This is a genomic window from Pseudomonas sp. ZS1P83 (assembly GCF_054897825.1).
This window is the reverse complement of record NZ_CM142706.1, coordinates 2,021,607-2,043,769: the sequence shown is the minus strand read 5'-3', so window position 1 is coordinate 2,043,769 and position 22,163 is coordinate 2,021,607. Positions and strand designations below refer to the sequence as shown.

At 57.7% G+C, this 22,163-nt stretch carries 31 protein-coding genes; 3 read left to right on the top strand and 28 right to left on the bottom strand.

Annotation, left to right across the window (positions count from 1 at the left end):
- Nucleotides 1-44: 44 nt before the first annotated feature.
- From ACYZT0_RS09990 to ACYZT0_RS09980, 3 genes are all read right to left on the bottom strand, one after another.
- Nucleotides 45-656 carry a tail assembly protein gene (locus ACYZT0_RS09990; protein WP_462045678.1) on the bottom strand — a complete coding sequence of 204 codons (612 nt, stop codon included), beginning with the start codon at nucleotides 654-656 and terminating at the stop codon, nucleotides 45-47.
- A 55-nt stretch (nucleotides 657-711) separates the two neighbouring features.
- Nucleotides 712-1,062, bottom strand: a complete 351-nt coding sequence (locus tag ACYZT0_RS09985; RefSeq protein WP_462045677.1) for a hypothetical protein — start codon at nucleotides 1,060-1,062, stop codon at nucleotides 712-714.
- Between the two features lie 97 nt (nucleotides 1,063-1,159).
- Nucleotides 1,160-1,645 carry a hypothetical protein gene (locus ACYZT0_RS09980; RefSeq protein ID WP_462045676.1) on the bottom strand — a complete coding sequence of 162 codons (486 nt, stop codon included), beginning with the start codon at nucleotides 1,643-1,645 and terminating at the stop codon, nucleotides 1,160-1,162.
- A gap of 131 nt (nucleotides 1,646-1,776) precedes the next feature.
- On the opposite strand from ACYZT0_RS09980, the gene ACYZT0_RS09975 reads away from it, so the two are divergent.
- Complete coding sequence (locus tag ACYZT0_RS09975) at nucleotides 1,777-2,019, top strand: hypothetical protein (protein ID WP_462045675.1); 243 nt, start codon at nucleotides 1,777-1,779, stop codon at nucleotides 2,017-2,019.
- Here ACYZT0_RS09975 and ACYZT0_RS09970 read toward each other — a convergent pair.
- The 16 genes from ACYZT0_RS09970 to ACYZT0_RS09895 all read right to left on the bottom strand — a co-directional run bounded on the left by ACYZT0_RS09970 (nucleotide 2,003) and on the right by ACYZT0_RS09895 (nucleotide 13,426).
- Nucleotides 2,003-2,272 (bottom strand): hypothetical protein, encoded by a 270-nt coding sequence (locus tag ACYZT0_RS09970; protein ID WP_462045674.1) that lies wholly within the window; start codon nucleotides 2,270-2,272, stop codon nucleotides 2,003-2,005. The two genes, ACYZT0_RS09975 and ACYZT0_RS09970, sit on opposite strands and share 17 nt — an antisense overlap.
- Before the next feature lie 306 nt (nucleotides 2,273-2,578).
- Nucleotides 2,579-2,740: a hypothetical protein gene (locus tag ACYZT0_RS09965; RefSeq protein WP_462045673.1), complete on the bottom strand. Its 162-nt coding sequence runs from the start codon at nucleotides 2,738-2,740 to the stop codon at nucleotides 2,579-2,581.
- Between the two features lie 25 nt (nucleotides 2,741-2,765).
- Entirely contained in the window at nucleotides 2,766-3,530 is a 765-nt protein-coding gene (locus ACYZT0_RS09960; RefSeq protein ID WP_462045672.1) for a C40 family peptidase, read from the bottom strand.
- Between the two features lie 2 nt (nucleotides 3,531-3,532).
- Nucleotides 3,533-4,285, bottom strand: a complete 753-nt coding sequence (locus tag ACYZT0_RS09955) for a phage minor tail protein L (protein ID WP_462045671.1) — start codon at nucleotides 4,283-4,285, stop codon at nucleotides 3,533-3,535.
- Nucleotides 4,286-4,296: 11 nt separating this feature from the next.
- The gene (locus ACYZT0_RS09950; RefSeq protein ID WP_462045670.1) at nucleotides 4,297-4,638 is read right to left on the bottom strand and encodes a phage tail protein; all 342 of its coding nucleotides are present in this window, start codon (nucleotides 4,636-4,638) and stop codon (nucleotides 4,297-4,299) included.
- A gap of 3 nt (nucleotides 4,639-4,641) precedes the next feature.
- Nucleotides 4,642-7,956: a phage tail tape measure protein gene (locus ACYZT0_RS09945; protein ID WP_462045669.1), complete on the bottom strand. Its 3,315-nt coding sequence runs from the start codon at nucleotides 7,954-7,956 to the stop codon at nucleotides 4,642-4,644.
- Entirely contained in the window at nucleotides 7,953-8,231 is a 279-nt protein-coding gene (locus ACYZT0_RS09940) for a DUF1799 domain-containing protein (RefSeq protein ID WP_462046535.1), read from the bottom strand. The genes ACYZT0_RS09945 and ACYZT0_RS09940 overlap by 4 nt, the downstream gene beginning before the upstream one ends.
- Nucleotides 8,232-8,263: 32 nt before the next feature.
- Nucleotides 8,264-8,641, bottom strand: coding sequence for a phage tail assembly chaperone (locus tag ACYZT0_RS09935; RefSeq protein ID WP_462045668.1), 378 nt, complete (start codon nucleotides 8,639-8,641; stop codon nucleotides 8,264-8,266).
- A gap of 9 nt (nucleotides 8,642-8,650) precedes the next feature.
- Nucleotides 8,651-9,298, bottom strand: a complete 648-nt coding sequence (locus tag ACYZT0_RS09930; RefSeq protein WP_462045667.1) for a phage tail protein — start codon at nucleotides 9,296-9,298, stop codon at nucleotides 8,651-8,653.
- Between the two features lie 70 nt (nucleotides 9,299-9,368).
- Nucleotides 9,369-9,785 carry a phage tail terminator-like protein gene (locus ACYZT0_RS09925; RefSeq protein WP_462045666.1) on the bottom strand — a complete coding sequence of 139 codons (417 nt, stop codon included), beginning with the start codon at nucleotides 9,783-9,785 and terminating at the stop codon, nucleotides 9,369-9,371.
- The gene (locus tag ACYZT0_RS09920) at nucleotides 9,782-10,435 is read right to left on the bottom strand and encodes a hypothetical protein (protein ID WP_462045665.1); all 654 of its coding nucleotides are present in this window, start codon (nucleotides 10,433-10,435) and stop codon (nucleotides 9,782-9,784) included. The genes ACYZT0_RS09925 and ACYZT0_RS09920 overlap by 4 nt, the downstream gene beginning before the upstream one ends.
- Before the next feature lies 1 nt (nucleotide 10,436).
- A complete protein-coding gene (locus ACYZT0_RS09915; RefSeq protein WP_462045664.1) occupies nucleotides 10,437-10,826 on the bottom strand; it encodes a hypothetical protein in 390 nt (129 codons plus the stop codon).
- A 2-nt stretch (nucleotides 10,827-10,828) separates the two neighbouring features.
- A complete protein-coding gene (locus ACYZT0_RS09910; RefSeq protein ID WP_462045663.1) occupies nucleotides 10,829-11,206 on the bottom strand; it encodes a hypothetical protein in 378 nt (125 codons plus the stop codon).
- Between the two features lie 9 nt (nucleotides 11,207-11,215).
- Nucleotides 11,216-11,656, bottom strand: a complete 441-nt coding sequence (locus ACYZT0_RS09905) for a HeH/LEM domain-containing protein (RefSeq protein WP_462045662.1) — start codon at nucleotides 11,654-11,656, stop codon at nucleotides 11,216-11,218.
- 51 nt (nucleotides 11,657-11,707) lie between these two features.
- Nucleotides 11,708-12,685, bottom strand: coding sequence for a phage coat protein (locus tag ACYZT0_RS09900; protein ID WP_462045661.1), 978 nt, complete (start codon nucleotides 12,683-12,685; stop codon nucleotides 11,708-11,710).
- A gap of 3 nt (nucleotides 12,686-12,688) precedes the next feature.
- Nucleotides 12,689-13,426, bottom strand: coding sequence for a hypothetical protein (locus ACYZT0_RS09895; RefSeq protein ID WP_462046534.1), 738 nt, complete (start codon nucleotides 13,424-13,426; stop codon nucleotides 12,689-12,691).
- Nucleotides 13,427-13,604: 178 nt separating this feature from the next.
- Here ACYZT0_RS09895 and ACYZT0_RS09890 point away from each other — a divergent pair, with 178 nt between their 5' ends.
- On the top strand, nucleotides 13,605-14,024 hold the full coding sequence (locus tag ACYZT0_RS09890) for a hypothetical protein (protein WP_462045660.1): 420 nt from the start codon (nucleotides 13,605-13,607) through the stop codon (nucleotides 14,022-14,024).
- Nucleotides 14,025-14,029: 5 nt separating this feature from the next.
- Here ACYZT0_RS09890 and ACYZT0_RS09885 read toward each other — a convergent pair whose 3' ends face one another.
- From ACYZT0_RS09885 to ACYZT0_RS09860, 6 genes are all read right to left on the bottom strand, one after another.
- On the bottom strand, nucleotides 14,030-14,515 hold the full coding sequence (locus ACYZT0_RS09885) for a DnaT-like ssDNA-binding protein (RefSeq protein ID WP_462045659.1): 486 nt from the start codon (nucleotides 14,513-14,515) through the stop codon (nucleotides 14,030-14,032).
- Nucleotides 14,516-14,523: 8 nt separating this feature from the next.
- Entirely contained in the window at nucleotides 14,524-15,636 is a 1,113-nt protein-coding gene (locus ACYZT0_RS09880; RefSeq protein WP_462045658.1) for a minor capsid protein, read from the bottom strand.
- Nucleotides 15,554-17,014: a DUF4055 domain-containing protein gene (locus ACYZT0_RS09875; RefSeq protein ID WP_462045657.1), complete on the bottom strand. Its 1,461-nt coding sequence runs from the start codon at nucleotides 17,012-17,014 to the stop codon at nucleotides 15,554-15,556. The genes ACYZT0_RS09880 and ACYZT0_RS09875 overlap by 83 nt, the downstream gene beginning before the upstream one ends.
- Entirely contained in the window at nucleotides 17,014-18,504 is a 1,491-nt protein-coding gene (locus tag ACYZT0_RS09870; RefSeq protein WP_462045656.1) for a terminase, read from the bottom strand. The genes ACYZT0_RS09875 and ACYZT0_RS09870 overlap by 1 nt, the downstream gene beginning before the upstream one ends.
- Before the next feature lies 1 nt (nucleotide 18,505).
- Nucleotides 18,506-19,024 (bottom strand): hypothetical protein, encoded by a 519-nt coding sequence (locus ACYZT0_RS09865; RefSeq protein WP_462045655.1) that lies wholly within the window; start codon nucleotides 19,022-19,024, stop codon nucleotides 18,506-18,508.
- Nucleotides 19,025-19,173: 149 nt separating this feature from the next.
- Nucleotides 19,174-19,542, bottom strand: coding sequence for a hypothetical protein (locus tag ACYZT0_RS09860; protein WP_462045654.1), 369 nt, complete (start codon nucleotides 19,540-19,542; stop codon nucleotides 19,174-19,176).
- A gap of 430 nt (nucleotides 19,543-19,972) precedes the next feature.
- On the opposite strand from ACYZT0_RS09860, the gene ACYZT0_RS09855 reads away from it, so the two are divergent.
- The gene (locus ACYZT0_RS09855) at nucleotides 19,973-20,413 is read left to right on the top strand and encodes a hypothetical protein (RefSeq protein WP_462045653.1); all 441 of its coding nucleotides are present in this window, start codon (nucleotides 19,973-19,975) and stop codon (nucleotides 20,411-20,413) included.
- A gap of 65 nt (nucleotides 20,414-20,478) precedes the next feature.
- On the opposite strand, the gene ACYZT0_RS09850 is transcribed toward ACYZT0_RS09855, so the two are convergent.
- The 3 genes from ACYZT0_RS09850 to ACYZT0_RS09840 all read right to left on the bottom strand — a co-directional run bounded on the left by ACYZT0_RS09850 (nucleotide 20,479) and on the right by ACYZT0_RS09840 (nucleotide 22,059).
- On the bottom strand, nucleotides 20,479-20,673 hold the full coding sequence (locus tag ACYZT0_RS09850) for a DUF7940 domain-containing protein (RefSeq protein WP_462045652.1): 195 nt from the start codon (nucleotides 20,671-20,673) through the stop codon (nucleotides 20,479-20,481).
- 3 nt (nucleotides 20,674-20,676) lie between these two features.
- Nucleotides 20,677-21,009: a phage holin, lambda family gene (locus ACYZT0_RS09845; RefSeq protein ID WP_462046533.1), complete on the bottom strand. Its 333-nt coding sequence runs from the start codon at nucleotides 21,007-21,009 to the stop codon at nucleotides 20,677-20,679.
- Nucleotides 21,010-21,750: 741 nt separating this feature from the next.
- A complete protein-coding gene (locus ACYZT0_RS09840) occupies nucleotides 21,751-22,059 on the bottom strand; it encodes a hypothetical protein (RefSeq protein WP_462045651.1) in 309 nt (102 codons plus the stop codon).
- Between the last annotated feature and the right edge of the window lie 104 nt (nucleotides 22,060-22,163).

Sequence of the window (22,163 nt, the reverse complement as noted above, 5' to 3'; positions counted from 1 at the left end):
GAAAAAAAACCGCCTCTTGGGCGGCTGCGGTATTCGTGGCGAGGCTACATCTGGTCTTCGGCGTAAATCGCTGCACTGATGATGGCACCACCCCAGCGACGCTCCCCATAACAGAGCGGTACCGGGTTGCCAGAAGCGGTGGTGTTCTTGGCGCTTCCGAAGGCGTAGCCGGGGGTGTTCTCGGGGGCTGCGCTGGTTTTCAGACCACCGGGTTGTGGGCTGAGCATTTGAATGACCCCCCCGGCGATCAGCGAGGCCCCCATCATGATCAGAGCCGAGCCAAATGGCGCTCCTGCACCAAACGTACCGCCAGTGATAACAAGGCCCACTACGATGAGTACCGCGCCGATAATTGTCTGAAGTGCTCCTGCCTTTTTGTTGCCGGTAATGATGGGCGCGATGCGGATATCGCCATCCCCTGCGTATCCTAATTCCTCCTCCCCAATATTCGTCTTCCCGCGGAAAACCGCGAATTCAATGCCCTTGGATTTCGCATTGGAAAGGAATCGCTCGAAGCCTGGGATCTGAACGCACAGCGCCTTGATTGCTTCCGCCGGCGACCTGACCGAGAGTCGGAACGACCGGCCAAATTGCCGGAGCTGCCCATACAGTAAGATCGTGGTCATGGGTTGGTAGTTGATCGCTAGCGCAGACATGCTTTTCTCCAGGCTATAAAAAACCCGCCTAAGCGGGTCTTGGATTTGGGTTCATTTACAAACATCTTTGCAGTGCAGTCAGACGCTTTTGAGAAATCCAGTTATTCACTACTGCGTAGTATTTGGCCACTGACCCTGACGCGCCCGGCTGAATATCAACGAAATAACCTGAGCCCACCGTGAAAACTGTGTATCCACTATCTCTGCCCGGCTGCTGAGTAGCGCCAGGCTCTCCTCCGAAGATTGGTTGATTCTGCCACTCGTACTGGACACATTTTGCGAGGGATTCGTCAGTCTTCTTGGAATACAGAATCTTGCTCGGACCTTCTTGCCGTGCCTCATTCATTGTCGGCGCCATGCATCCCGCCAACAGCATCACCGCCACCGCGCCTATCAAAATCCGCATGATTCGCCCTCATCCTGAAGGGGGTGACTGTAGCACTGAGATGCCAGAAATAAAAAAGCCCAGCGCGTGTGCTGGGCTCCAGCATTGCTGGCAAATCTCAGCCTGAGATTTTCAATGTGAGAGCCTCAATCAATCGTTGCTTTATGGCTTCAACAACTTGAGAGAACTGTCCGTCCGCTACAGTTTTCGATGTGTTCAAGGCAATATCACCGTTCACGCCTGCGAGGGTGACCGCGATAACGTCATCGCTAGCAAACATTGTTACATGCTGAATATAGAACCCCTTGGGTAGCTCCTCCGGGCTTTCTTCCAGCGTGATCCGTATTGCAAAGTTATATCGGAGGTCATCACTTTGGAATTCCATAGGATGGACACGCTTGAACTCACCACTATTAGTAGACCCTATATCTACGTAGTGGATTACCTTCCCATTCTGGTCTGTCCAGGTCTTAGATGGAAGATCGAGCGAAAAATCCATATCCCTCAGCAACTGATAGGCCGATTGCTGCAGGTGATCCCAATATCTCTCCTGCTCGCGACGATATGCGATAAAGCGGCTGGTTAAATCACTATATTTCAACATTGGCACAATCCTTCGTTTAAGTAGGGCCATCACTCTACCATCACGACGACTCATGCCTGTACGAATCCCCAGTAACGCCCCGCCCATGTTCAGTAGTAGCTTTTGGCCTTCCCAAAAACCAAGGAGCGGTCATGTCCATCAGAAGTCTTGCGAAGAATCTACCGGCTGATCCGGACAACAAAGGTTGGGTGCTGGGCTGGGCGGTTTTCAGAGACCGGCCCGATCCTTGGCACCTGGTCGATGTCTACGCCAGCAAAGCTATCGCTGAAGCTGAAGCTGAAGCGAAGCGCCTGGATGCTGGTTATATCGTTGAATACGGCTCCCACAGGCTAGGGTCGGACGATTTCGTAAGTGGACTCACGCCGCCGGAGTGAGGTCTGCAACTTCAACCGCTTGAAAGTTAATGCTGCCAGGCCCGGATACAATTTTCGCAGACAGGCCCGTCTTGCCGGTATAGCTCCGGCGATACCCGTCACCGCCGGGCCCGACCTTGCCGGAGTATTGCAAGCGGTCAATCTCGACGTCTCCATCGAGAATGGCTACTTCGGTCTCGACGCCGCAGAGCACGCCGCCGGGTTTGGTGAACAGGTCATTGATTGTCAGCACGTAGCGCTGGCTTGGCTGCACGCAGCCCTCCTTCTGCCGGACGGGCAGCGAGAAATGAATTGAAGGATTTCCCAGTCCTTTGCCTGCAAGCCCAAGGACTGGGATTGCGCCAATTTCGGCGCGTTTATGACCTGGAGGTCAATGCATGTCGTTCAAAATTACTTCCGTAGGAGTTGCAGTGGATGGGCGGCTGCTCGTCACCTTAAACAAGAAGTCGACTGGTACTAACACCCAGATATGGGTCACACCAACGTCTTCAATTCCTAGCCTCACAATCGCTGACATTGAGTTGCTCGCTAAGGAGGAAGCGGCAAAAGAGCACGCCTGCTAACGGCTGCAGCTCTCTGACAATGCGCTGATTCTCTGCGACAGAGCCTCATCCGCAATTGCTCTTTGTCCCGACTCGCCGCCGAGTCGGGCCTTTAACTCTTGAATCTCTCGCTTCAGATCGGCTACTTCCAGTGCAATGTTTTCTTGTTTGTTACTCATACCTTTCTCCCGCGGCCCTGCCGCGTCATGTGGTTGTTTGTGCATCTTTGTGCCTGAGGATCAGGCGCGTCCGGTCCAGCCAGGGACCGCCGAAAACGATGAGCTCGCTCGGACGTCCGTAGAGGTGGTGCAGCAGAAAGGGGCCAGGTCCAAAGGTGGCTGCATCCTCAACAGGTAGCGCCGGGTTTGCACCGAGGAAAATGCCGGCGTGGTTTGGATAAACCGTCCGCCCCACTTCCATGACGACCATGTCGCCGCGCTGTGGCTGGTCTACCCGGTAGAATCCAGCCGCTTCGTAATTCGCTTCATAGAGGCTGATGTTGTCCTTGTTCTCCCACCAACCATCGGCGCGCTCGAAGGCTTCGAACTCCAGCCCCCACTCACGCTTATACCAATCGGCGCAGACCTGCCAGCAGTCCCAGGCACCGTGCACAAATGGGCGCTTTAGCAAAGGGACATCACCAGTGGGCAACACAGTCCGCAGGTCGCCCTCGGGCCAGCTCAGAATATGCCAAGGCATCGCGGTCGCTTCGCACATGGCGAGGTCGCGCGGTGAGGGTCGACTGGTAGCGTCTGGGTGTGAATGAAAGATCCCAATCACCTCGCCCATGTCTTCCGCCGCAGCGTAATCCTCCGGCTCGATCCGAAACTCTTCGGTCGGCTCGGTCGCGACGTTCCGACACGGAAAGTACTTCTGCTTGCGCCCGATCGCCACCACAAGGCCGCATGCTTCCTTTGGGTGTTGGGCAGCCGCATGCGCCTCCATGGCGCTCAAGATGTGCTTGCGCATGGTCAGCTCCGTGCGATCAGGGACACCGCGGGGAATCCGCCGTGAGGAAGTTGGTTGTTCTGTCCGAAGCGCAATTTGCAGGATTTGAGCCCGCCCTTGCACTCGTCCTTGCTGGGGTCGTCAGTAGGGTTATCGTCGTCATCAAACATCGCGCCGCCGGTGTAGCCGCAGTTAGGGCCGCGGTAACCGCCTGTCATTGCCCAGTGGCAAAAGGTGGTCATTTGGCGCCCGGGCAACCCGTGGTTATCGATCTCACCGGGTGACGACAGATCCCACTGCACGACCTCGCCATCCTCACCGGTCTTCTGGTCGATGAACCAGATTTCCAACGCCTCTTGTGTCGGGTCTGCGGTCGGATTGCCCTCAGGGAAGTTCGCGGCATCCAGGTACTGGACCAACGTCTCGCGCACGGTCAGCTGAAACTTCAGCAGGTCATCGAAGGCAAGGCACAGTGCGGTGATTCGCCCATTGACGTTGCCAGCCATAAACGTCGGTCGTGTAGCGCTGCCGCTGCTGTCTGCGCCGATGCCTTCAATCTGTACCGGCCAGGCCGCGTACTCGTTGCCCTGCCAAATGATCGACTTCGCAGGCAGTTCGTCAGGCGACCCCTCGTACGCCAGCAACTCAGCCGGAGTGTGCGGAATCGCATGAGCATGGAAGCGCAGCACATCCGCACCGTATTCCGTGCCGTCGATTTCAAACAGCCGCACTTCCCCACCGGGCTCCAGCTTCTGGATGTCCGCAATCAAAGCCATGTGGCATTACCTCAGGGGTGGAAAGTTTGTTCGAAGGTGGCGGTCAGCGTGTAAACCGAGCCGCCTTTGTGAGAGGGCTGGTAGCCGTTGGGACACTTGTAGAGGCCGAGCTCACCGAGAGGCGGCGTCCACAGGAATGCTTTCGCGCCCTTATGGCGATCTAGGAAGGCGATAATTTCCTTGATCCGCTCCGCACTGCCGGTGTGGCTGATGGGCCAAGATTGCACTTTGTTGTTTATCCCATCAGAGACCGACTGCTCGTAGCCATCGCCAAACTGCTTGGACCGGGTGCGCTGCTTGATATCGCCAGTTGCACCCTTTTCGATTTGCCAGGTGAATCTCTCAATTGTCATGAATCACCCCGTGATGGCTCTGTTGATTTTTCCACCCCGGCGCAGGTCGACGCTCACCAGCTTCTGGTAACGCTGATCAACGAAGTCGGCCAAGTCCTTACCGAACTGCTGGTAAGCAGGATCGTCAGTCGTGGAGCTGGTTGATCCATCGCTGGCCACCATGACTTGCACACTGATCGTTGTTCCGCCACCAGAGCCACCGCCAAGTGCAGCGACACCAGGGCCACCACCAGACGTCAGCGGCGTTACGCTGCCGCCGTTCGCGCCCGTCATGAGGAATGACTTGCCGCCCTCGTTGTACAGCTCCGGCCCCAGCTCATTGACTTCGTACAGGGAGTTCGGCGCGACAGGACCGCCGGCCGCTCTGTAGCCGGAGAAGTCGACATTTGTATAACCAGCCTGCGAAGCCCCCGCAGCAGAAGAAGCGGCACCGGCAGAGCCGGAAGCAAACCCGTTACTGCCACCGCCACCGACGAAGTAACTGGTTGCGGCGCCGACCAAGCTACCCAGCAGCGCTGAACTGGCCTGTCGAGTGGCGATGCGAGCCATGTCCGCCAAAATCGATTTAGCGAAATCCCCGAACGATGCCTTCCCCGTCATGGCGAAGTTGACGATCGAGTCCTCCATGGAGCTGAAGGCGTTGGTGAACAGGTTCCGCGTTTGGCCGGCAATGTCCCGAGCGGAGTCCAAGTAATTGGCCCAGGCCGAGGTTGCACCCTTCGTCCAGTCACCCTGTGCCGCTTCGACATCGGCATAGTTCTGCCGGATCTGGTCGGTGGCCGCTTTGTTCGCGTCTGCGAGCGCTTTCGACTTCTGCTTGAACTCTTCCGGGTCCATGTTTCTGGACGGGTCGGAACGCTGGTTTTCCAGATCCAGCGACTGCTGCGAAAATCGGTCTTGCTGGCTGTTCAGCTCGCCGTTGAGCGCGTTCTGTCGATCGCCTTCGCCGACGCCGTTGACTGCACGCTGACCGGCAAGCGCCAGAGCTTCCTGTTGCTGCCCGAGGGCTGCAACGTATTGGCTGATGGCGTAAGTCTGCTTGTCGAGGCGACCTGTCTCGGCGGTGGCCAGCACTTCCTGTTGGCTGTCGGCATCCTTTTGCGCCTTGACCATCGCTGTGCGTGCGTCAGCGATCTTCTGGTCGAGTTGAATGCGCTGCGCTGCTGTGGTGCTGGATTTGTTCTTCACGGCCTCCAGTGACGCAATCTCAGCTTCGTACGCCGCCGTTACTTCGTCCCTTTCGTTGCCGATCAGGCCCTCCCGTTTCTGCGCGTACTCGGCTTGAGAGATAAGCCCAGCCTTCTGCTGAGCATCCAGTTGCTTCTGGGCGTTGCTGTACTCGGCCACAATGGAGGTGAGCTGGTTTTTTGCATCGTTGAAGCCGGACAGATCGACACTACCCGCTGCGGTCTTAGGGTCTTTTTTGCTGTCATCGATAGCCTTTCGCAGCTTGTCGTATGCTCCGCCGGAGAACTTGGCTCCGTCGAAATTTACACCATCAAGCAGCGAAGCCTTCTGCCCTGTTTTTTCCGCGTCCTGATAAAGCTTCATGAACTGATCGTTGAGCTTTTTGTAGGCCTCCTGGCGCTTTGCAAGCGGGTTCAAGTCCTCCATCCGCTTATCCAGATCCTTCTGGACGGCGATCAGCTCCTTGTTTGCGTGGGTTGTCTCGCCGGTTGCTCCGGCAAGGTTCTGGCTGGCCAATTGCCGAGCTTTCAAACCTGCAAGCTTTGCCTCCAGTGCTGCGGTGGAATCATCGTTTTCGCCTTCGCCCAAACCCAGGAACGAATTGAGCGAACTGAGCCCGTTCGATACCGCGCCAGCAACTCCGCCACCTTTGCGAGTGTCGAGCACACGCTGAGTGATCTCGATCTGCTTGGCTAGGTCCGGGAAAACTTCCGACCGAATGGCGCCATAGGCACCGGTGATCGCGATCTTGATGTTGTCCCAATCGCGCTCAACATCTGACAGGGAAGCTCGGTAGGCCTTCAGCCGCTCCTGTGCCGACAGATTCAGGCTTTCACTCAGGACATCCAGCGCGCGCTGATGGTCGCCCTGATCGTCGATGGCCTTGATGACTTCGTACTGCTCATAGGTGAGCAGGCCGTATTGGTCACTGATCTTCGCCGCGGATTCGGTCGCGGTATCGCCAGCGTTGGCCAGGGACTTGGCGATATCCCCCGCCCCCTTCCCGGTTACCTCGCCGATGGCGGCCGCTGCCTGAGCCAGATTCTGCATCTGGACGCCGCTTGTGGCGGCACCGGATGCAAGAGCAATCACTGCATCGCGCGCACCAGATAGATTGCCGGTCAGGACACCAGCCGATTCACTCATGGCCTTCAGGTTGGCAATGCTCTGGCCTGCGTCGCTCGAGCCGCCATTGATTGCGGCGTTGAACGCTCGGGCCTGCTTCATCGCATCGAAGTAGGCGTACCCGAGGCCGCCAAGAACACCAGCGAGAAGACCTGCCGGAAGTAGCAAAGCCGCCATGCTTTTGGCTGAGGCTCCGGCGCCGGCGCCGAGTTGTGCAATGGCCCTCGCCCCGCTGCCCAAGTCGCCAGACGACAGCGCGTTGGTCAGCTGCATCACGTTTTCTTGAGCTTGACGGGTGCCGAGCTTCAACTTGTCGAACGCGGTTTCTGTAGCGGTGAGGCCGGAACGGTCCTTGCCGATTTTGGCCAGGCGCTCTGCGTAAGCTTCGGCGTCGATTCCGCCGGCTTTGTGCAAGTCGTTAAGCGCCCTTTCCTGAGCCTCCACCTTGGCCAGCTTGGCTACCAAGGGGTCGATGCCGTTGACAGTACGCTTCAGCGCCTCAATGCGACGATTCTCCGCATCTATCAGACGCTGCTTCTGAACGAGCTCCTTGGCTTCAGCTTTCTCGATCTGGTCGAATGACTTACCGAGCCGATCTTGATAAGCCTCCTGCTGCTCAATGGTGACCAGACCACCCTTGCGAGCGCGCTCCAGCAGCCCTTCAGCCTGAATCAACTGTTCAATGCTGCCGATGTTGCCGGACATCGCCTTTTCGAGCTGGCTGATGATGGCGATTTCGCTGGTCGCGCTTGCGCCTGACTTTCGTCTTGCGTCGGCCTGACGCTGTGTGGCGCCAGTCGACTTGTCGATCTCCTGGGCAACTTCACGCTCGGCCTGAACGATCTTCTTGCCGGTGTCGGCCAACCCGGTCCCGGTCTTGCCGAGGTCGTCGATTGCCTTTTCGGCATCAACAGCCGAATCGACCAGTTTGTCCAAATCGTCAGCGGCCTTGACCGCCGACGACGAATTGACCTCGATACCCAGGGACGCGAAGTTGGTGGTCATTTACTGCCCCTCTGTTCCGCCATCACCCGCAGGGCTTCGGCTTCCATGATGCGGAGATCTTGGAAAATGTCGGTGGCTTGGACCCGGGTTAAACCGAGGAATCCAGCGACATCGCGAATTGACGTGTAATCCAGACCGGTAGCGCCGCACGCGCCCGTACGCCACTGGGTGCTCATGGCCTCGAACACCTGGAACGCCGGCCAGGTGTCAGGCCAGACTTCGGCCTCGTCGCCGTAGTCTTCAGCCGAGAACCCGAAAGCATCTTGACCTTGGATGGTCGGCTGATAGAGGACGCGCGCGACGCTGATTAGTTTCCCAGGCGAGCCTTGCTGTATGCCTCGGAGTAGGCCGCCAACACTGCGCTTGGTGTGGCGCTGATCGAGCTGACCAGGATGCGGAGGTTTTCGTCGGTGAAGTCTTCATCGACATCCCAGCCCACGACGATCGCCTTCAGTTGTTCCACCTGAAGGTCAATCAGCAAGGTGGTGAACTTCTCCAGGCCCGCCTCTTCAGACTTCTCACCCAGAGCCTTATGCCGCTCTCCCCAGCCAGCATAGAGGGTTGCCAGTTCGGCACGGTCGCGATACTTGAACTCAAACCCCACCTTCACTGGCTCGCCTCCGACCGTGGGAAGCATCACGTCAGCTTTGAAGGTGGGGTTCTGGATCAGTTTGAACTTGGCCATGAATCCCCCTTATGCGGCGTAGCGGATGAATTTGGCGACCACGGCAAACACGGCGGTGACTGCCATGATGTTGTTCTTGGTCAGCGACGGCACGTTATCGAACGAGGCGAACGCGTTGTAGGTGATGACACCGCCAGAGGCCAGGTTTACGCGGACCGCGCGCGGCTTTTTGTCGTCGTCGGCTTCCAGCAGCACGTCGTTATGCGGCAGGCTCGGGTCATCTGCCATGGTCAGCGTGAAAGACAGCGCCGATTTCGACGTTGGAATCTGGTGCTCATCGTCCTCCTCAAGGAACGAGTAGGTGACGTTCTGTTGTTCGCCGCCGGACTTGCTCGATTCCGTGACTTGACTGATGGGGGTCCAGGTCAGAATTCTCCGAACCGATCCAGCGCCTGCACCAGCGATGAAGCGCGCTGCATTAAGCGTATTGACCGACTCAAGCACGAAGGCATCGGCGGTCACGCTCTTGATCCGAACGACGCGATTGCTTAGGCGGGCCCAGCCAGACGTCACCTCGACAAAATCACCCACTTCAAGATCGTGACCGACAGACGAAACAGATGCCTCGGTTGCGTTGGTGATCGCGGTAAAAATTACCGGCGTGTCATAAGACGCAGCGATACCGACAGTCGAGCCGTTAGGTAGAAACACACTCATTGGTTTTTCCTCTTTTCAGAAATGACAAAACCCGCTCAATGGCGGGTTCTGGGTTTGCCCAATGGGCGAATTAGTTGGTGTCAGCGCGGTACAGGAATGAGACCGGCACGGTGAATGTGGTGTCGTCAGCGATGCCGGGGCCAGGGTCAACCGGCGTCATTGTCACGACGGTCAGCGCGCCCTTCGTGTTCCGCTCGTACAGCGGGAACAGTGCGGCGATTTGATCGGCCAGCGCGCCGGCTGCACCGCGATACTTGCCCGATGGCGTCACGATGCTGACCTGAAAAACGCCGGCGTACAGCTTGTGGTCGCCGCCAAGCGTGTTGCTGGCGGTGTCCGCTGGCAGCGTGAATGCTTTCAGGTAGGTCGCGCCGTTCACAGGTGTATAGGCCTCGTTCTCGACGACGACCTTCAATGGCACCGGCAGCGCTTTCGCCCAGTTGATCAACCTAGCTTCGTATATTGACGCGATGAGGTTATGGCTCATACCTGGTGTTTCCTGATGGCTTCATCGACGATCTGCTGGAACCGGGCCAATGTGATGCGAACCATGCCGCCTGGCGCTTGCGTTGAATGCCCGTATTCCAAGCTGATCGCGTACGGCAGGTTGTTCACGATGTAGGCCGTTTCGCCGATGCTCAACTGTTCGACTTGAAGCCTCAGCTTGGCGAGCGTCACATTCCCTGCCGGGTCGATCTGATCAAGAACTCCGTCAACCGGCGAGCCAACAGAAAATTGCCAGTTACCGCGGAACCGTCCGCCGACATAGCCCTTGCCAGCGACCAGGCCGTTCACGTTGAAGTTCTGGTCGCGCTCGGTCTTGGTCAGGGGTTTGGCGTACTTCACACCGCGCTTAAGCTTGCCGGCCTTGTTGAAGTTGCTGTCGGTCAGGTTGATGACCGTATTGCGCACGGCCACCTTGAAGTCATAGGCATCGGCTGCTGCTGTATTGGCCTGGCGATGCGCAACGTTCGCCGCCCAGATCTCGGGGTTGCCCACCGGTGACATGCGGATAACGCTGCTACCTATCTCGATCACGATTTCGCGGAAGGTGGCATCGAGTCCGGCCTGGGCCTGCTCGGCGAACTGGCGGATGTTTTCGGCGAAGCTGCCGTTGAGGCCTGAGTACTTGCTCATATCAGACCCTCAACTGGACCGTCCAAGTTGCGCCCGCTGGATCCTGGCCGACATTTAGTGCGCGCTTGCCGCCGATGACGTCACCGATTTCGGGCGCCGCAATAATTTCGGTCGGAACACCCAGCAGCGTGATGAAAAGCTCGTTCTGCAGAATGATGAGCTTTTCGTCCGTCGTCTGAATAAGCGCACCGTCAATTTCCTTGCTCAAGTAACTGCCGAAGATTCCGCGACCCGCGTAGTTCGTGATTGTCTCGGGCGCGCTGCCGGCATCAGGATCGTATTCCCCCTGCACCTTGCGTACTCCGAGAACAGGCTTCACGGCATCAGCCAGGCCGTCCGGATCATCGAATGCCTCAGCCATCTCCGCTTGAATCTCTTCGCGCATGCCCATGGTCAGATCCTTTTCAGCATCATCACGCCGGAGCGTTTAATCCAAGGCTCCAGCAGGGCAAGGGCGAAGTTCACACCTGCCGACTGGTCGACGGAGCCCGCCACGTATGTCTTGCTTACCGAGGTTCCTGACTGCGCCGAGACAGTCTTGCTCTGCACTTCCTTCTGGGTAGACGTGTACAGCTTGCCCGCCGCCGCCTCTTTGGCGACCTGGGCGCCGGCTGTTTTAATCTCGGTCGGAATCGGATCGGGAACAGCTCGCCGAATCTTGGCCGTGAGCCAGGCGTTGGCCATGGCTACAGCAAGGACTGGATCACCGGTGCCGGCCCAGCCAGGACCCAGCGAGGCATCAACATCGGCAACAGTGATGAAGTCGGTCATGTGCAGTCCTTATTCCGCTGGCACCAGGGCTTGCAGGTCTTCTTTCTTGGCGGTTGCGTCGAAGGCAATGCCCTTGACGGTCAGCCACTCTTTCAGCTCGGGAACCTTCATTTTCAGAGGGTCAGTTTCCTGCTCGTTCTGCTCACCCTTCAGCGCTTCCGCGATTTCCTCGGCAGTGCTGCGGGAGGCGTAGCCTTCAGGCGGGTAGTTGCTCGCCTTGTAGCCTGCAGCGACGAATTCGACGACCCTCGGGCCGTCTTCGAGCAAGTCTGTCGACTGCTTCCCGTCTTCAACTGCGATGCCGGCACGCTGATAGGCCGCAGTGATATGCGGGAAATCGCCGTCGACAATTACCTTGGTCGCTGCGCTGATGACACCGAAGAACTCATCGGTCAGGCGATAGCAAACCCCAGGCTCCGCACCCGGCTTGTCGGTATAGATAACCTTCATGATTCTCTCCGTATCGGCTAGAGCGCCGCATGGCACGCCGCCGAGAATGGCTTACGGTGTGACGGTGCCGCTGATCACGGCCGCGAAAGGAACCTGCTTGCGATCAAAGACGCGCTCCCAGTTGCCAGCAGCAGCGTATTGCGCGGCGGTAGGGCTGAGGTTCTGGTTGGTGCTGCCCTTCCAGCTAAAGCCGGCCGGTTGCAGGATCAGCGTCTTCCGCTCCCACAGGACCTCGGCGCCGCCACCGTTACCGCCGGAAGCCTTACGTTCCAGTTCGACAGGCACGGTTGGATTGCCTTCGCCGTAGCCGAACGCGCCCTGGCCGAAGAAGACCGACAGATAACGACCAGGGCCGTAGATCAGGCTGTCATCCATGAACACCGGCTTGCCGAGGTAGGTCGCCAGGATGATCTTGCCGTCGGAGTCGCGCAGGTACTCGATGAGGTCCTGCTTGACCATCTGGTTCATCACTACGGAGTGCACGCCGATAGCTGCAAACACATCAGCAGCATCGCCCGAAGTGAAAGCTGCATCTTGGAACGCACCAGCGCTGATGGTCGCACCTGCATCGACAACCATGTCACCGGCATCATTCAGGATGTTCGAAGCGATCACGCCGCGGGCTGCACCGAGCAGGTAACGCTGCCAGCGGCGAGTCCAGTAGGTACCGAAGCGGTTACGGATGTGCTGCATCGGTTCGGAGTTGGCGAGCTCCGAGGTCAAATCCGCTACGCCGTAGCCTTTGTTGAGGTACAGGGTGCGGGCGCGCATGCTGCCCTGCTCTGCCTTGCCAACTTCACCCAGGTCGTCCGGGTTGTCGTTGGAGATGTTCGGCTCTTCGTCAGCGTCCAGGTCCTGCCAGTAGCTGATTTCCGAGGTGCCCTGGCCGTTCTGCGCAATGGCATCGAGCTCGGGGGACTTGGTGATGATGCCCGACTCAAAGACAGCGGTCTTTTCCGGGGAGTTGACCGGCGCCAGAGCGCCGTAGTAATCGGCGACAAAGATGTCTGCCAGCTGGGTAGTTGCCATGGATTAGGTTCCTTTGGTGGCCAAGAGTTTTTTGAACTGCTCGGGGTTGTCGCGGGCCAGCGCAGCGCGCTCGGTTTCCGTGTACTCGCCCCATTTCTTCGTGGCCTTGCCACCGTTGTCGCCGGTCTGCCCGGCACCTTGAGCCCTTGGCCACAGGTGTGTTGCTGTTTCACGCAGCGATTCCGCCCATTCGAGCGGCGACAGCGGGGTTTTCCCGTCCTTCCCGTAAACGACTTCGCCGTCACGGTCGGTGGCGATCGCCTCGCCGTCTTCACTGAGTTTGAAAGTGCCCCGGGCGCGCAGGATGATGTCCTCGGCAGCCTCAGGGAGTGCGCCGGCCTTGATGGCGGCGGCGCGGATGGAGTCGGCCAGTACCTTGTCGCTGTATTTCGCGGCGAAGGCTTCAGCTTTGTCGGCGCGCGTCTTCTCGGCGGCCAGCTTGGTGTCGTAGTCGGTGCGCAAGCGCTCGGTGCGCTTGGTGATGACCTCGTCGAGCTTGCCCTCGGCGAGCAGGCGGGTTTCCTCGTCCTGGCCTACCTTGGTGAGCAAGGCCTTCACCGCGTTGATGTCCAGGCCTTCGAACTGGGTTTTGAAGCCATCCAATTCGGTCTTGGTGGTTTTGAGCGAGCTAAGCAGCTCGGTGTTTTTGTTCTTGAGGCCCAGCGTCGCGGCTTCAACTGCTGCCGCGATCGCGGTTTTTACAGTCGGGTCTTCAAGATCAATCTGGTTTTCGTCTGCCACTTGGTGCACCCCTTGGGTTTGGTTTCCCGCTTTGCGGGCGTAAAAAAACCCCGGCATGGCCGAGGCAAAGGAAGTATTCGAACTAAATTCTGAATGAGCGGTGCCGGCAACTTTCCTCTCGTAAACTTCCACTAGACTCAAAATCTGGCCGCGTTGGCCGTATTGGGAGATACGAAAAATGGAAGTAACTACCAGATGTTTTATTTTGATTGCCGGGTTTTCCGTGCTCGCAGGCTGTGCGGGTATTGATCTTGGGAATGATGGCCTCACTTACTACGATCCAGAGCCGTACCTTCTTGCGACGAACAAAGAAGACTGTTCCCAAACCATAAGCCCAATCACGATGCCAGGAGAACAGCGCTCACTTAAATTCAACAAAGGTATTGGGTCAGCAAAGCTAAACGTTGAACTTGCAAACGGAATGATTAAGACAATTGGGCAAGATACTGACACCCAAATCCCACAAACCCTTACATCCATAGCAGCGCTCGCTACAGCTGCGGTGGCTGAGGCAAAAAAGTGCGTACCAGAATCAATTATCTATAAGCAGAAGGGGTTGGTTTTTCCATATTCGATTCCTGGCCCCAGAGAAATCTAACAACGCTACTTAACCAATTTCAAACCCCGCATGACCAGGTAGTCGGCAAACTGCGTCCTGCTCGCCGTGTACGGTGGCGGGCGCATTCGAAAGCCCGGCGATGCTCGCTTGAGCAATGTCCGTCGTCCATTCGGCTCAGTACAATGTGTCGGCTCTTCGATTTGAAAACCCTGCTCGGCGGCATAAAGCTCGGCAGCGAGCCGCACCTGACCCCATTCAAGCTCAAAGGGCACAAACGTCTCGGAAAGCGTCTGATATTCGATCTTGCAGTCACGCCGTGGCCACGCCATTGCCTGATCCGAATTGGCCTTGCACCCCTTCCACTGACGCGCGTTGATGTCCGCCGCAGCACGCAACAGCAACGCGACCTGATCCTCGGCTGCCTCGGGTATGCGAAAGCCGTAGTAGTCGCGGTAGAAGGTCAGCTTCTCCAGCGGCACGAAACTGTTGGCATCTGGCCTTCCCTGCCCATCCTCAACAATGATCTGCATCGGCTATCTCAACCTGGTTGAGCCCCGAGTGTAACGCCTGCCCGAGTGAACATGTCAGGTTCGATTTCCTTCAGTTCAGCCAGGGTCAGCGGCTTGAACTTCTTGTCGAGCTGCAGCATGGCGAACTTCTCGGGCGTTAGCCCTCCATCCCGAAACAACTTACCCCGCATCGGCCCGAGAGCGTGGTCCTGGAAGCGCGCCGGCTGCGTTGCCAGCCACTCGTAATAGTTCAGGCCCGCATCGACCTGCCCGGCGCCGTTATCGCCAATCGATGCGCGTGTGGCGTCTTTTGCGAACAACTCCGAAAGCCCGGTAGTAGGCACCGTTGTCGATCGGCAGTTGATGTGCGCCGGCGGCAGCGGCCCCTTACCCAGGTCGAAGCGCATCCCGTCCAGGCCCTTGCATTGCTGTGAAGTCTTGCGGTCAAGCGTCGACACCCAGCGATAGCCCAGCACCACGTCACTGTTGGCTTTCAGCGTTTCCATTCGCGCTGTCGTGGCCACATGCTGAATCGCCGTCTGCACCACTGATGCCGCGTTGCGGTTGCTCACGGAGAGTATGCCGTCGGTGAAGTTCTGCGCCGCGGTTCCGCGCACTGCCTGAATGATCTGGGCGTTCGTCTGGCCCTGGCCGAACCCCAGCCGGATCGTGTTGGTTACCCGCATTGTTTCGGTTCTGGTCCAGCCGCTGAGGAAGCTCTTGAGCAGCTTGCCGCCATCCAGCCCTTTGACCTGTAGCGGATACGAGAACACCGCGGCCCGGATTGCTGCGTTGACTGGGACCACTGCGTCAATCGACATCGCATGGCTGAGGCTGTTGGCTTCGAAGGTGGACTCATACAGAGCGATGTCCACCAGATCTGCTTGCACCACATCACCGAATGCCTTGTAGATCTCCAGTAGCTTGCCGTCGACCCTGGCAAGGAACTGCTCAAGGCGATCACGGCTGTAGGTCGTCAACTCCTTGCGGGTCAGTTGCTCCCGCACCAGGGTGTCGATCTGGCGCAGGTACTTCTCGAACTTCTTGACCTCGCCGGCCTTAAGCCGCTCGATCATCACTGAGTGACGGGTCGTCTGCTCTAGCAGCTGGCTGTCGGCCTGTTCCTGGTTTGCTGTTGGCATCTTCTTTGTCCAGGTTGAGGCCGGCCGATTCGCGCTCGTCGCTGATCAGTTCGGCCTCTTCGTCGTAGAGGCGTTCCGGCAGCTTCCCGGTGGTCAGGTACTGCCAGTAGGTGTCGGCGCTGATGGTGCCGGCCATGACGCTCTTCTGAAGCTCGGACAGGACCTGAGGGTCGACCTGTGGAATCACAAACTCAGGGTTGACCTTGAACGTCACCTGTTTTGGGTCGTAGCCCTTCCATTCGGCGGCGTATCGAAGACCCTGCTCAACTGCTTCGGCGACCGTGACAACGATGCTGTGCAACGTCGCGTGCTGATCGTTCTGGCGCGTTTTGCGCGCCTCCCCCGACTCAGTGCCGCCCACATCCATCACCTTGGCGCCAGCCTCAACAGCGGCGTTGCGTTGGTCATCCATGGCGGTTCGAACCGCCTCAATGCCGGCGCCCTGGAACTCCAGATAGCCGCACTTGCCGAGCGGTCCGAGATCCCATGCAGCCGATGGGCCGGTGACGCTAAGCTCTACCGTTTCATCCAGGCCAGACACCCACGGTTGCGGGTGGCTTGTCTGGTGCAGCGCAGTGAAGTAGTCAGCGCTGAGCTGATAGGACTTCCGAGCAGCTCTGGCCATCGTTAGCAGCGGCACCTCATCCACGTCGGGCGAGTTGTCGGTCGAGCCGCAATAGATCACCGGCAGGTAGGACAGGCCTTTAACCAGGCGGTTGTCCGTACCGGTGGTGCCCAGTGGCCTCTCGTCCTCGACCAGTTCGCCCGCTTCATTACGTACCGAGGTGTAACAAACCTCGCCCTGCATAAAGAACTCACGGAAGACAGTCTCACATTCATGGCTGTATCGATCGCCGCCCTTCTTGCGGAACTCACGGAACACCGAAAGGACCAGGTCTTGTCGGCCTCCTTGATCAGCAACGTCCCAGTTGGTCGCGTTGCGAGTGGCATAGGTCGAGAAATACGGCTCGCCTGCGTCGTCGACGTTCACCACCAGCGGCACCCGGCCATGGGAAATGGCCTGGCGCACCATGCGGAAGAACAACTGCTTCAGGCCGAAGCCGTCGGAGGTGGCATTGTCTTCCAACCCTTTCAGGCCAGACGGTAATGCAATCTCAGGAATCAGCCGGGTAACCAGCCCCATCATCGACCGCAGCGAATCGCGCACCCAGTGCTCGTATTGCGCCCGGTTGGTGTAGTTCTGGTAGAGGTATTTGTTGCCGGTAACGTCGAGCTTTTCAGCCTCAACCATGCCACTCGGCTTTGGCAGGTTCAGGTCATTGCGCTTGATGGCGCCCTCACCCTCAAGGGCGTCGTCCATCATTTCCCACTCGGCGATGTGCGCGTCGAACTCGGGGTTTGTCGATTGCACTGGCATCAGGCCAATCCTCCAATACGGCGGACACCGCCTGTGCGTTTACGTCTGCCCATCGATACAGCGAAGTAGCGGAATGCGTCCGCGCCGTGTGATGACCAGTCGTGTAAGGGTTTGTCTTTCCAGCAGCCGCGCTTGTCGTCCCACTCTTTGCGGTAGTTCTCCAGGCAGGAAATGCCCAGCTCGCATTTGGACTCATCGAAGACACACGCAGGCAGGATCTCCCGAGCCTGCTCAATGCCCTCGTCGATGCCGAGCTTGGGGACCACGCTGAACTTGAGGCTGTATTTCTGCCCGTCGATCTCGTAGCCCTCCCGGGCCAGCTCGCGACGAGTCTTGCCGTCGCTGCCGAACTCTCGGTTATCAATGTCGTGCGGTCCCCAGTGATCGCCATACGTGTATTTGCGATCCTTGAGCACCTTCATGTAGTGCCGCAGGCCTTCACCGCTGTTCTCGTAGAAATCGATGACGTGGTATTCCTCGCCAACGATCCGGACAAACCAGATCGCTGTGGAGTCGCCTACGCCAATGTCCCAGATCGTATGGACCGGCAAATGGCTGTTGTCGGGCAGCGCTCCGATACGCTGAGCGGCGTAAAGCTTGGTGAACTGCTTGGCGTAGTAAGCGCCCTCGATCGACTGCTGGAAGGCCTCGGCCGGCAGAGACGGGTATTCCCGCTTCATATCGTCACCGAGCGTCTTCTCTTTGGCCGCGTACCAGGCGCGCTGGCCCGCATTTGTGACGATGCCGTGCTTGGCTGCCAACTCATTGAAGTAGTCGGTCAGACGCTGAGGGATGACCACGTCGGCAGGGTCAAGCCAGTAGGCTTTGTTCTTCCACCAACTGAAGAAAAAGAACTTCCAGTCCAGCAGGCCCAGGGGCACGCCAGCCAATTGCTGCTTCTCGCCGCTCTGCGAGTAATCGAAGAAGTAGCCCGCCCTACCCTCTGCCGTCGATTCGATCGTGACGAAACAGTCGGTGGCCACGGCCTCAAAGGCGCCAGTGACGATTTCGCGGGCCTTGTGGGGAAACTTGGCGCAGATCTTCCCGAACTCGGACACATGCAGGTATCGCAGCGTGCCGCCCCGGAATGACGTGGAAACGTAGAGCGAACCGCCCTTGCTGAACACCAGCTCACCGGCTGCGTCGTTACTCGCCGGGTTGGCGGCGCGAATCTCGGCCGGCAGGTTGTCGTACGCATACTTCACCTTCTCCCGGAACAGGCGCTTCGCGTCATTCAGGGTGTGAGCGATCAGTGCGCACTTTGCAGACTCGAACAGCGCCGCGTCCAGCTGGATGATGCAGCACTCAGTGGTGAAGCCAAGCTGCCGAGCCTTCAAGATGATGTTACGAGTGTGCATCCCGTCGAAATATTCGATCTGCTCGTCCGTCATCCGGAAGCGGACCTTCTTGCCTTGCTTGTCGGTGATGAAGTAGAGGTTGTTCAGGCGCCAGCGCTTGTCCCGGAGCAGCTTCAAGTGCTCGGGCTTCATATCAGGCTTCCTTCGATAGATCGTCCATCAGGCTTGCGAGGTCAGAAATTGTCTTGTCACCCGTCTCGGTGTCGAGGTTGTAGGCCTGGCGTTCGCCCTTGATGACCTTGAGCTGGGCGTCGACACCAGCGTTCAGGGATCGGGCGAAGTCGCCGGCATTGTCTGCGGTCACTTCCATGTCGGATAGAGCATCGCAAAGCTTGTTCGCAATGCCGCGCCACTGAGCAAGATCGATCCGATGCGACAACACCAGATCAGCACGAATGTCTGACTCGGCTTCAACAATTTCCGCATCAGTGCGCTGCGTACTTTCCGTGCGTACTTTTGTGCGTACCAATTTCTCCTTCGTCGCGGCCTGAACCTTTCCGGTCAGATCCCGCTTCCAATCTTCCTTGCTTGCTCGCTTTCGAATCGCACCCTCTGTGAGGCCGTATTTCTCTGCAAGCGCTCTGACTGACGGGGAGCCCGAGCGGTACGAAGCCTCTATAGATTCCCAGTCAATGGACTTTCTCGTCGCCATTGCTGATTTTCCTTTCGATAAAACTCATCACTGAATCGCGATGAACATCTTCTGCGCCCATTGGCACAGCGATAACACCGGCCGAGCGGCAGGCATCCATCACAAGCAGCTCTTCCTCTGGTCGCCCCCACGAAGAGAAGACCAGGGCCTTACGTATCTTCGGCACTCCAGCGTTTGCCATGCCAATCTGGATTGCGTAGGCGATGCATTGCCCCAAGCCGCTGCTTTCCCTTCGCGCCGTCTTTCAGCTCGCATACAGTGAGCGAACCATCAGCATGGATCAGCAAGTAATCCACCCGGCCCCGCGGGACTGGGAACTCGGCTTCGGCCCGAATTATTTCCGGAACCTCACCATCAAACATCCTGATATGTGGCATTTCGGCTGCGAGCAAGCCGCGAACTACTCCGGAAAGGAATGCTTCCCCCTTCAGATGAAGGTGGTGGTAGATGACGTGAGGAAGGCCGGCCAAGCTACAAGCTTCGCGGATCGCCTCCCAGTCGGGTTGCTTGGTTGTCATAAATTGTCTCGGGTAAGCCTAAAGCAGGGATTGATATAGTGGCGTGTTGCCGGTATTGGTATGGATCCAATCCTTACGAGATAACCAAGATGTCTGAATTTTTCAAAAACCTACGAGCCTGAGATGGCTATAACAGTGAGACCCCAGCAGATACTCGAGAGGCAGCAGTTGCGGCTGCACTGGTCCTGATTCATGCAAAAGTTTCGAACTCCCCAGAACGCCACACAATTGTGCAGGAAGAGCTGCAAAGGCTTTCCTCCTATGCAGATCTAATTCAGCAAGCTCTGAAAACTGACTGATAAATCCGTGCACCTGCGGCACTTCTCCCACTTAATACGTAGGCTACCCATCCTGTTGCGCGCAAATACGGTTCTCAACGTCCGCAGGATCGAATAGATTGCTCGCCCAGCTAATCAGAGGACGATGGCCAATGAAGGCTTTCCTGAAAATCGCAAGTGTACTCTCCACTGCAGTGCTTACCGCCTCCTGCCAAAGTGGACCTCCGCCAGCACCTAAAACCGAAGCGCCTACACAGACAGTTGTCCTCGACAAATGGCTTCAGGTTAGTTTTTGCACCAATGGAAGCAACACCATTGACGGGAAGCTCATTCAGGGCAAGTTGTGTTCCCAAACACAGAAGTACGAATTTGTCGGTGGGCCGGTGATCAAATTGGCCGGTCAACTCGGATACGTAGGCTCTCTCTCGCCACAGGAAGCAATCAAGGGCTTTTCGGCTACGGATGGCGGCATCACGTACACACTTAAATGCGAATTGCTACCCAAGCTGAGCGCTGATGCTGGAGAGTCTTATCGTTGCGCATACGATGCCAACAACCTTCCCTTGGTCAGAGTTGATATCACATACCCATAGCGGGCAGCCCCTCATCGCATGTCGCGACACAATTTGCAGATTCGCGAAACGTGTCGCGGATTTGATTACTTGTTCAGCTTCGGTTGCAATATCACCCGGACAATCATTACCAGAACACCAAGCACGCCATAAGCAATCGGCGGCAACACTGCCTGAAGCGAAGGCATCAGTTGCTCAGCCACACCAAGCGCAGCGATTGCACCACCGGCCTGAACGCTGGTCATGCTCAGCGCTTGTTTCCAGTTGTCGATTAGTTGCATGGGTCACTCCTGCTGCTTGGGCAATTTGAAGTCAGTGAAACGGTCAGCCAGGGTGGCGACCTTCTTTACCCCCAGGGTGCCGATGACGGCGCCGACGGCTGCTGCCAGACTTGAGGGGAGGTTGAAGTATTCGAGCAGTGGAAATGCCCCGGCCGTGATCGCGCCACACAGGCAGGATTCCAGCAGGGCCTGTCGCCGACCTCCGCCGCCGTAGATGACGCGAAGGAAGGCGATCCAGCACGACAGCGCCGCGGCATAGAACATCGGGGCATGCTGGCTAAGCCAAGCCATGACGATGAGCCATGTTTCTGGGTTCTTCTCTGGCATATGTGGCATCCAGCGTCCTCCCTTGCGGGGAGCGTGATAGGTACGGCTCCAGCAGCACTCCCAGCTCAGAGCGATGGGTGTGGTGGAGCCGAAAACGAAAAAGCCCAGCACGATGGCAAGGCTCAAATAAAGAGTTTTGAATCATTCAGACCGGAGGCAAGAGCAATTTACTCGCACCCATACTAGGGTCAGCAGGTGATAGCCAATAGCCACGAGGTCTGCCGTGAAGCTCTCGAATTTTATTATCTGCTACAGCTTCAACGGGCACCGCGTCGTGTTCGCCCATCCCTCGACAACCTTGACAGAGGCGGATGCTTGCTACCTCTCCTTGCTTCACTCTGGCAGCAATCTTGGTTCAGGTCCGCCATGCGGCGGAACAATCAGAGCGATGCGAGATTTCGTGAGTTTAAGCGGCGTCACCGAAGTTACTTGGCACCGATCTTTGTAGATTTTGACTGACGCGAAAGGCCTCGCTCAATGCAAGGCCCTGAATAGGTTCGCAGTCTTTCCCGCTGTCCGCCAAAGACCTTCACTGCGTCGACGCCCTATTGCATCGATCTCGCAGATTCAGTCTCGCGCCACCCTGTAAGCGTTGGTGTGCAGGGTGCGCGGGCTGCCGGTGTTGATTTCGTACGTCGCACTGTCCGGCTATCGACGTCCAGGCCTTCCCGAGGGCTGCCCTGGCTACAGGTGAATTCGAGGTGTAAAAAAGCCCGCGCTGTGCGGGCTATTGGAATGATTCGAACTTGTTCAGGCACCTGATTCAGGGTCGCTCGCAGGCATGCCGCGAGGCTCCTTATCATCTTCGCCCTGATCGTTCATCTGTGGGTCGGCGTCCGGATCATCGAAGCGACCGCTTTTTCCAGCTTCTGGATGCTCACTCGACACCGAGTTGTTGGCATCCACGTCTGTCATATCTTCATCGACAGGCGCTTCGTCGTCCGCAGGCAACGGCACCTCAGGTTCTTTCCCCTTAGAATCATGGCCTGTTTCGTTATCAGTGCCGCCCGTTACGCCCTGCTGAGATTTGTTACCAGGGGCATTCTCGTCAATGTCCATGCTGGCTCTCCGTTCTGATGCGCGGGAAGTCCGTGCTTGTACATGAGAGATGACAAAGCATTGCGAGTGCCGAGCATTGGACGGACGGCGGGCACAAAAAAGCC

Excerpts from the sequence above, each read along its gene's own strand:
- ACYZT0_RS09990 (WP_462045678.1), bottom strand. The coding sequence starts at position 656 with ATGTCTGCGCTAGCGATCAACTACCAACCCATGACCACGATCTTACTG.
- ACYZT0_RS09985 (WP_462045677.1), bottom strand. The coding sequence starts at position 1,062 with ATGCGGATTTTGATAGGCGCGGTGGCGGTGATGCTGTTGGCGGGATGC.
- ACYZT0_RS09980 (WP_462045676.1), bottom strand. The coding sequence starts at position 1,645 with ATGTTGAAATATAGTGATTTAACCAGCCGCTTTATCGCATATCGTCGC.
- ACYZT0_RS09975 (WP_462045675.1), top strand. The coding sequence starts at position 1,777 with ATGTCCATCAGAAGTCTTGCGAAGAATCTACCGGCTGATCCGGACAAC.
- ACYZT0_RS09965 (WP_462045673.1), bottom strand. The coding sequence starts at position 2,740 with ATGAGTAACAAACAAGAAAACATTGCACTGGAAGTAGCCGATCTGAAG.
- ACYZT0_RS09960 (WP_462045672.1), bottom strand. The coding sequence starts at position 3,530 with ATGCGCAAGCACATCTTGAGCGCCATGGAGGCGCATGCGGCTGCCCAA.
- ACYZT0_RS09955 (WP_462045671.1), bottom strand. The coding sequence starts at position 4,285 with ATGGCTTTGATTGCGGACATCCAGAAGCTGGAGCCCGGTGGGGAAGTG.
- ACYZT0_RS09950 (WP_462045670.1), bottom strand. The coding sequence starts at position 4,638 with ATGACAATTGAGAGATTCACCTGGCAAATCGAAAAGGGTGCAACTGGC.
- ACYZT0_RS09945 (WP_462045669.1), bottom strand. The coding sequence starts at position 7,956 with ATGACCACCAACTTCGCGTCCCTGGGTATCGAGGTCAATTCGTCGTCG.
- ACYZT0_RS09935 (WP_462045668.1), bottom strand. The coding sequence starts at position 8,641 with ATGGCCAAGTTCAAACTGATCCAGAACCCCACCTTCAAAGCTGACGTG.
- ACYZT0_RS09930 (WP_462045667.1), bottom strand. The coding sequence starts at position 9,298 with ATGAGTGTGTTTCTACCTAACGGCTCGACTGTCGGTATCGCTGCGTCT.
- ACYZT0_RS09925 (WP_462045666.1), bottom strand. The coding sequence starts at position 9,785 with ATGAGCCATAACCTCATCGCGTCAATATACGAAGCTAGGTTGATCAAC.
- ACYZT0_RS09920 (WP_462045665.1), bottom strand. The coding sequence starts at position 10,435 with ATGAGCAAGTACTCAGGCCTCAACGGCAGCTTCGCCGAAAACATCCGC.
- ACYZT0_RS09915 (WP_462045664.1), bottom strand. The coding sequence starts at position 10,826 with ATGGGCATGCGCGAAGAGATTCAAGCGGAGATGGCTGAGGCATTCGAT.
- ACYZT0_RS09910 (WP_462045663.1), bottom strand. The coding sequence starts at position 11,206 with ATGACCGACTTCATCACTGTTGCCGATGTTGATGCCTCGCTGGGTCCT.
- ACYZT0_RS09905 (WP_462045662.1), bottom strand. The coding sequence starts at position 11,656 with ATGAAGGTTATCTATACCGACAAGCCGGGTGCGGAGCCTGGGGTTTGC.
- ACYZT0_RS09900 (WP_462045661.1), bottom strand. The coding sequence starts at position 12,685 with ATGGCAACTACCCAGCTGGCAGACATCTTTGTCGCCGATTACTACGGC.
- ACYZT0_RS09890 (WP_462045660.1), top strand. The coding sequence starts at position 13,605 with ATGGAAGTAACTACCAGATGTTTTATTTTGATTGCCGGGTTTTCCGTG.
- ACYZT0_RS09885 (WP_462045659.1), bottom strand. The coding sequence starts at position 14,515 with ATGCAGATCATTGTTGAGGATGGGCAGGGAAGGCCAGATGCCAACAGT.
- ACYZT0_RS09880 (WP_462045658.1), bottom strand. The coding sequence starts at position 15,636 with ATGCCAACAGCAAACCAGGAACAGGCCGACAGCCAGCTGCTAGAGCAG.
- ACYZT0_RS09875 (WP_462045657.1), bottom strand. The coding sequence starts at position 17,014 with ATGCCAGTGCAATCGACAAACCCCGAGTTCGACGCGCACATCGCCGAG.
- ACYZT0_RS09870 (WP_462045656.1), bottom strand. The coding sequence starts at position 18,504 with ATGAAGCCCGAGCACTTGAAGCTGCTCCGGGACAAGCGCTGGCGCCTG.
- ACYZT0_RS09865 (WP_462045655.1), bottom strand. The coding sequence starts at position 19,024 with ATGGCGACGAGAAAGTCCATTGACTGGGAATCTATAGAGGCTTCGTAC.
- ACYZT0_RS09860 (WP_462045654.1), bottom strand. The coding sequence starts at position 19,542 with ATGACAACCAAGCAACCCGACTGGGAGGCGATCCGCGAAGCTTGTAGC.
- ACYZT0_RS09855 (WP_462045653.1), top strand. The coding sequence starts at position 19,973 with ATGAAGGCTTTCCTGAAAATCGCAAGTGTACTCTCCACTGCAGTGCTT.
- ACYZT0_RS09850 (WP_462045652.1), bottom strand. The coding sequence starts at position 20,673 with ATGCAACTAATCGACAACTGGAAACAAGCGCTGAGCATGACCAGCGTT.
- ACYZT0_RS09845 (WP_462046533.1), bottom strand. The coding sequence starts at position 21,009 with ATGCCACATATGCCAGAGAAGAACCCAGAAACATGGCTCATCGTCATG.
- ACYZT0_RS09840 (WP_462045651.1), bottom strand. The coding sequence starts at position 22,059 with ATGGACATTGACGAGAATGCCCCTGGTAACAAATCTCAGCAGGGCGTA.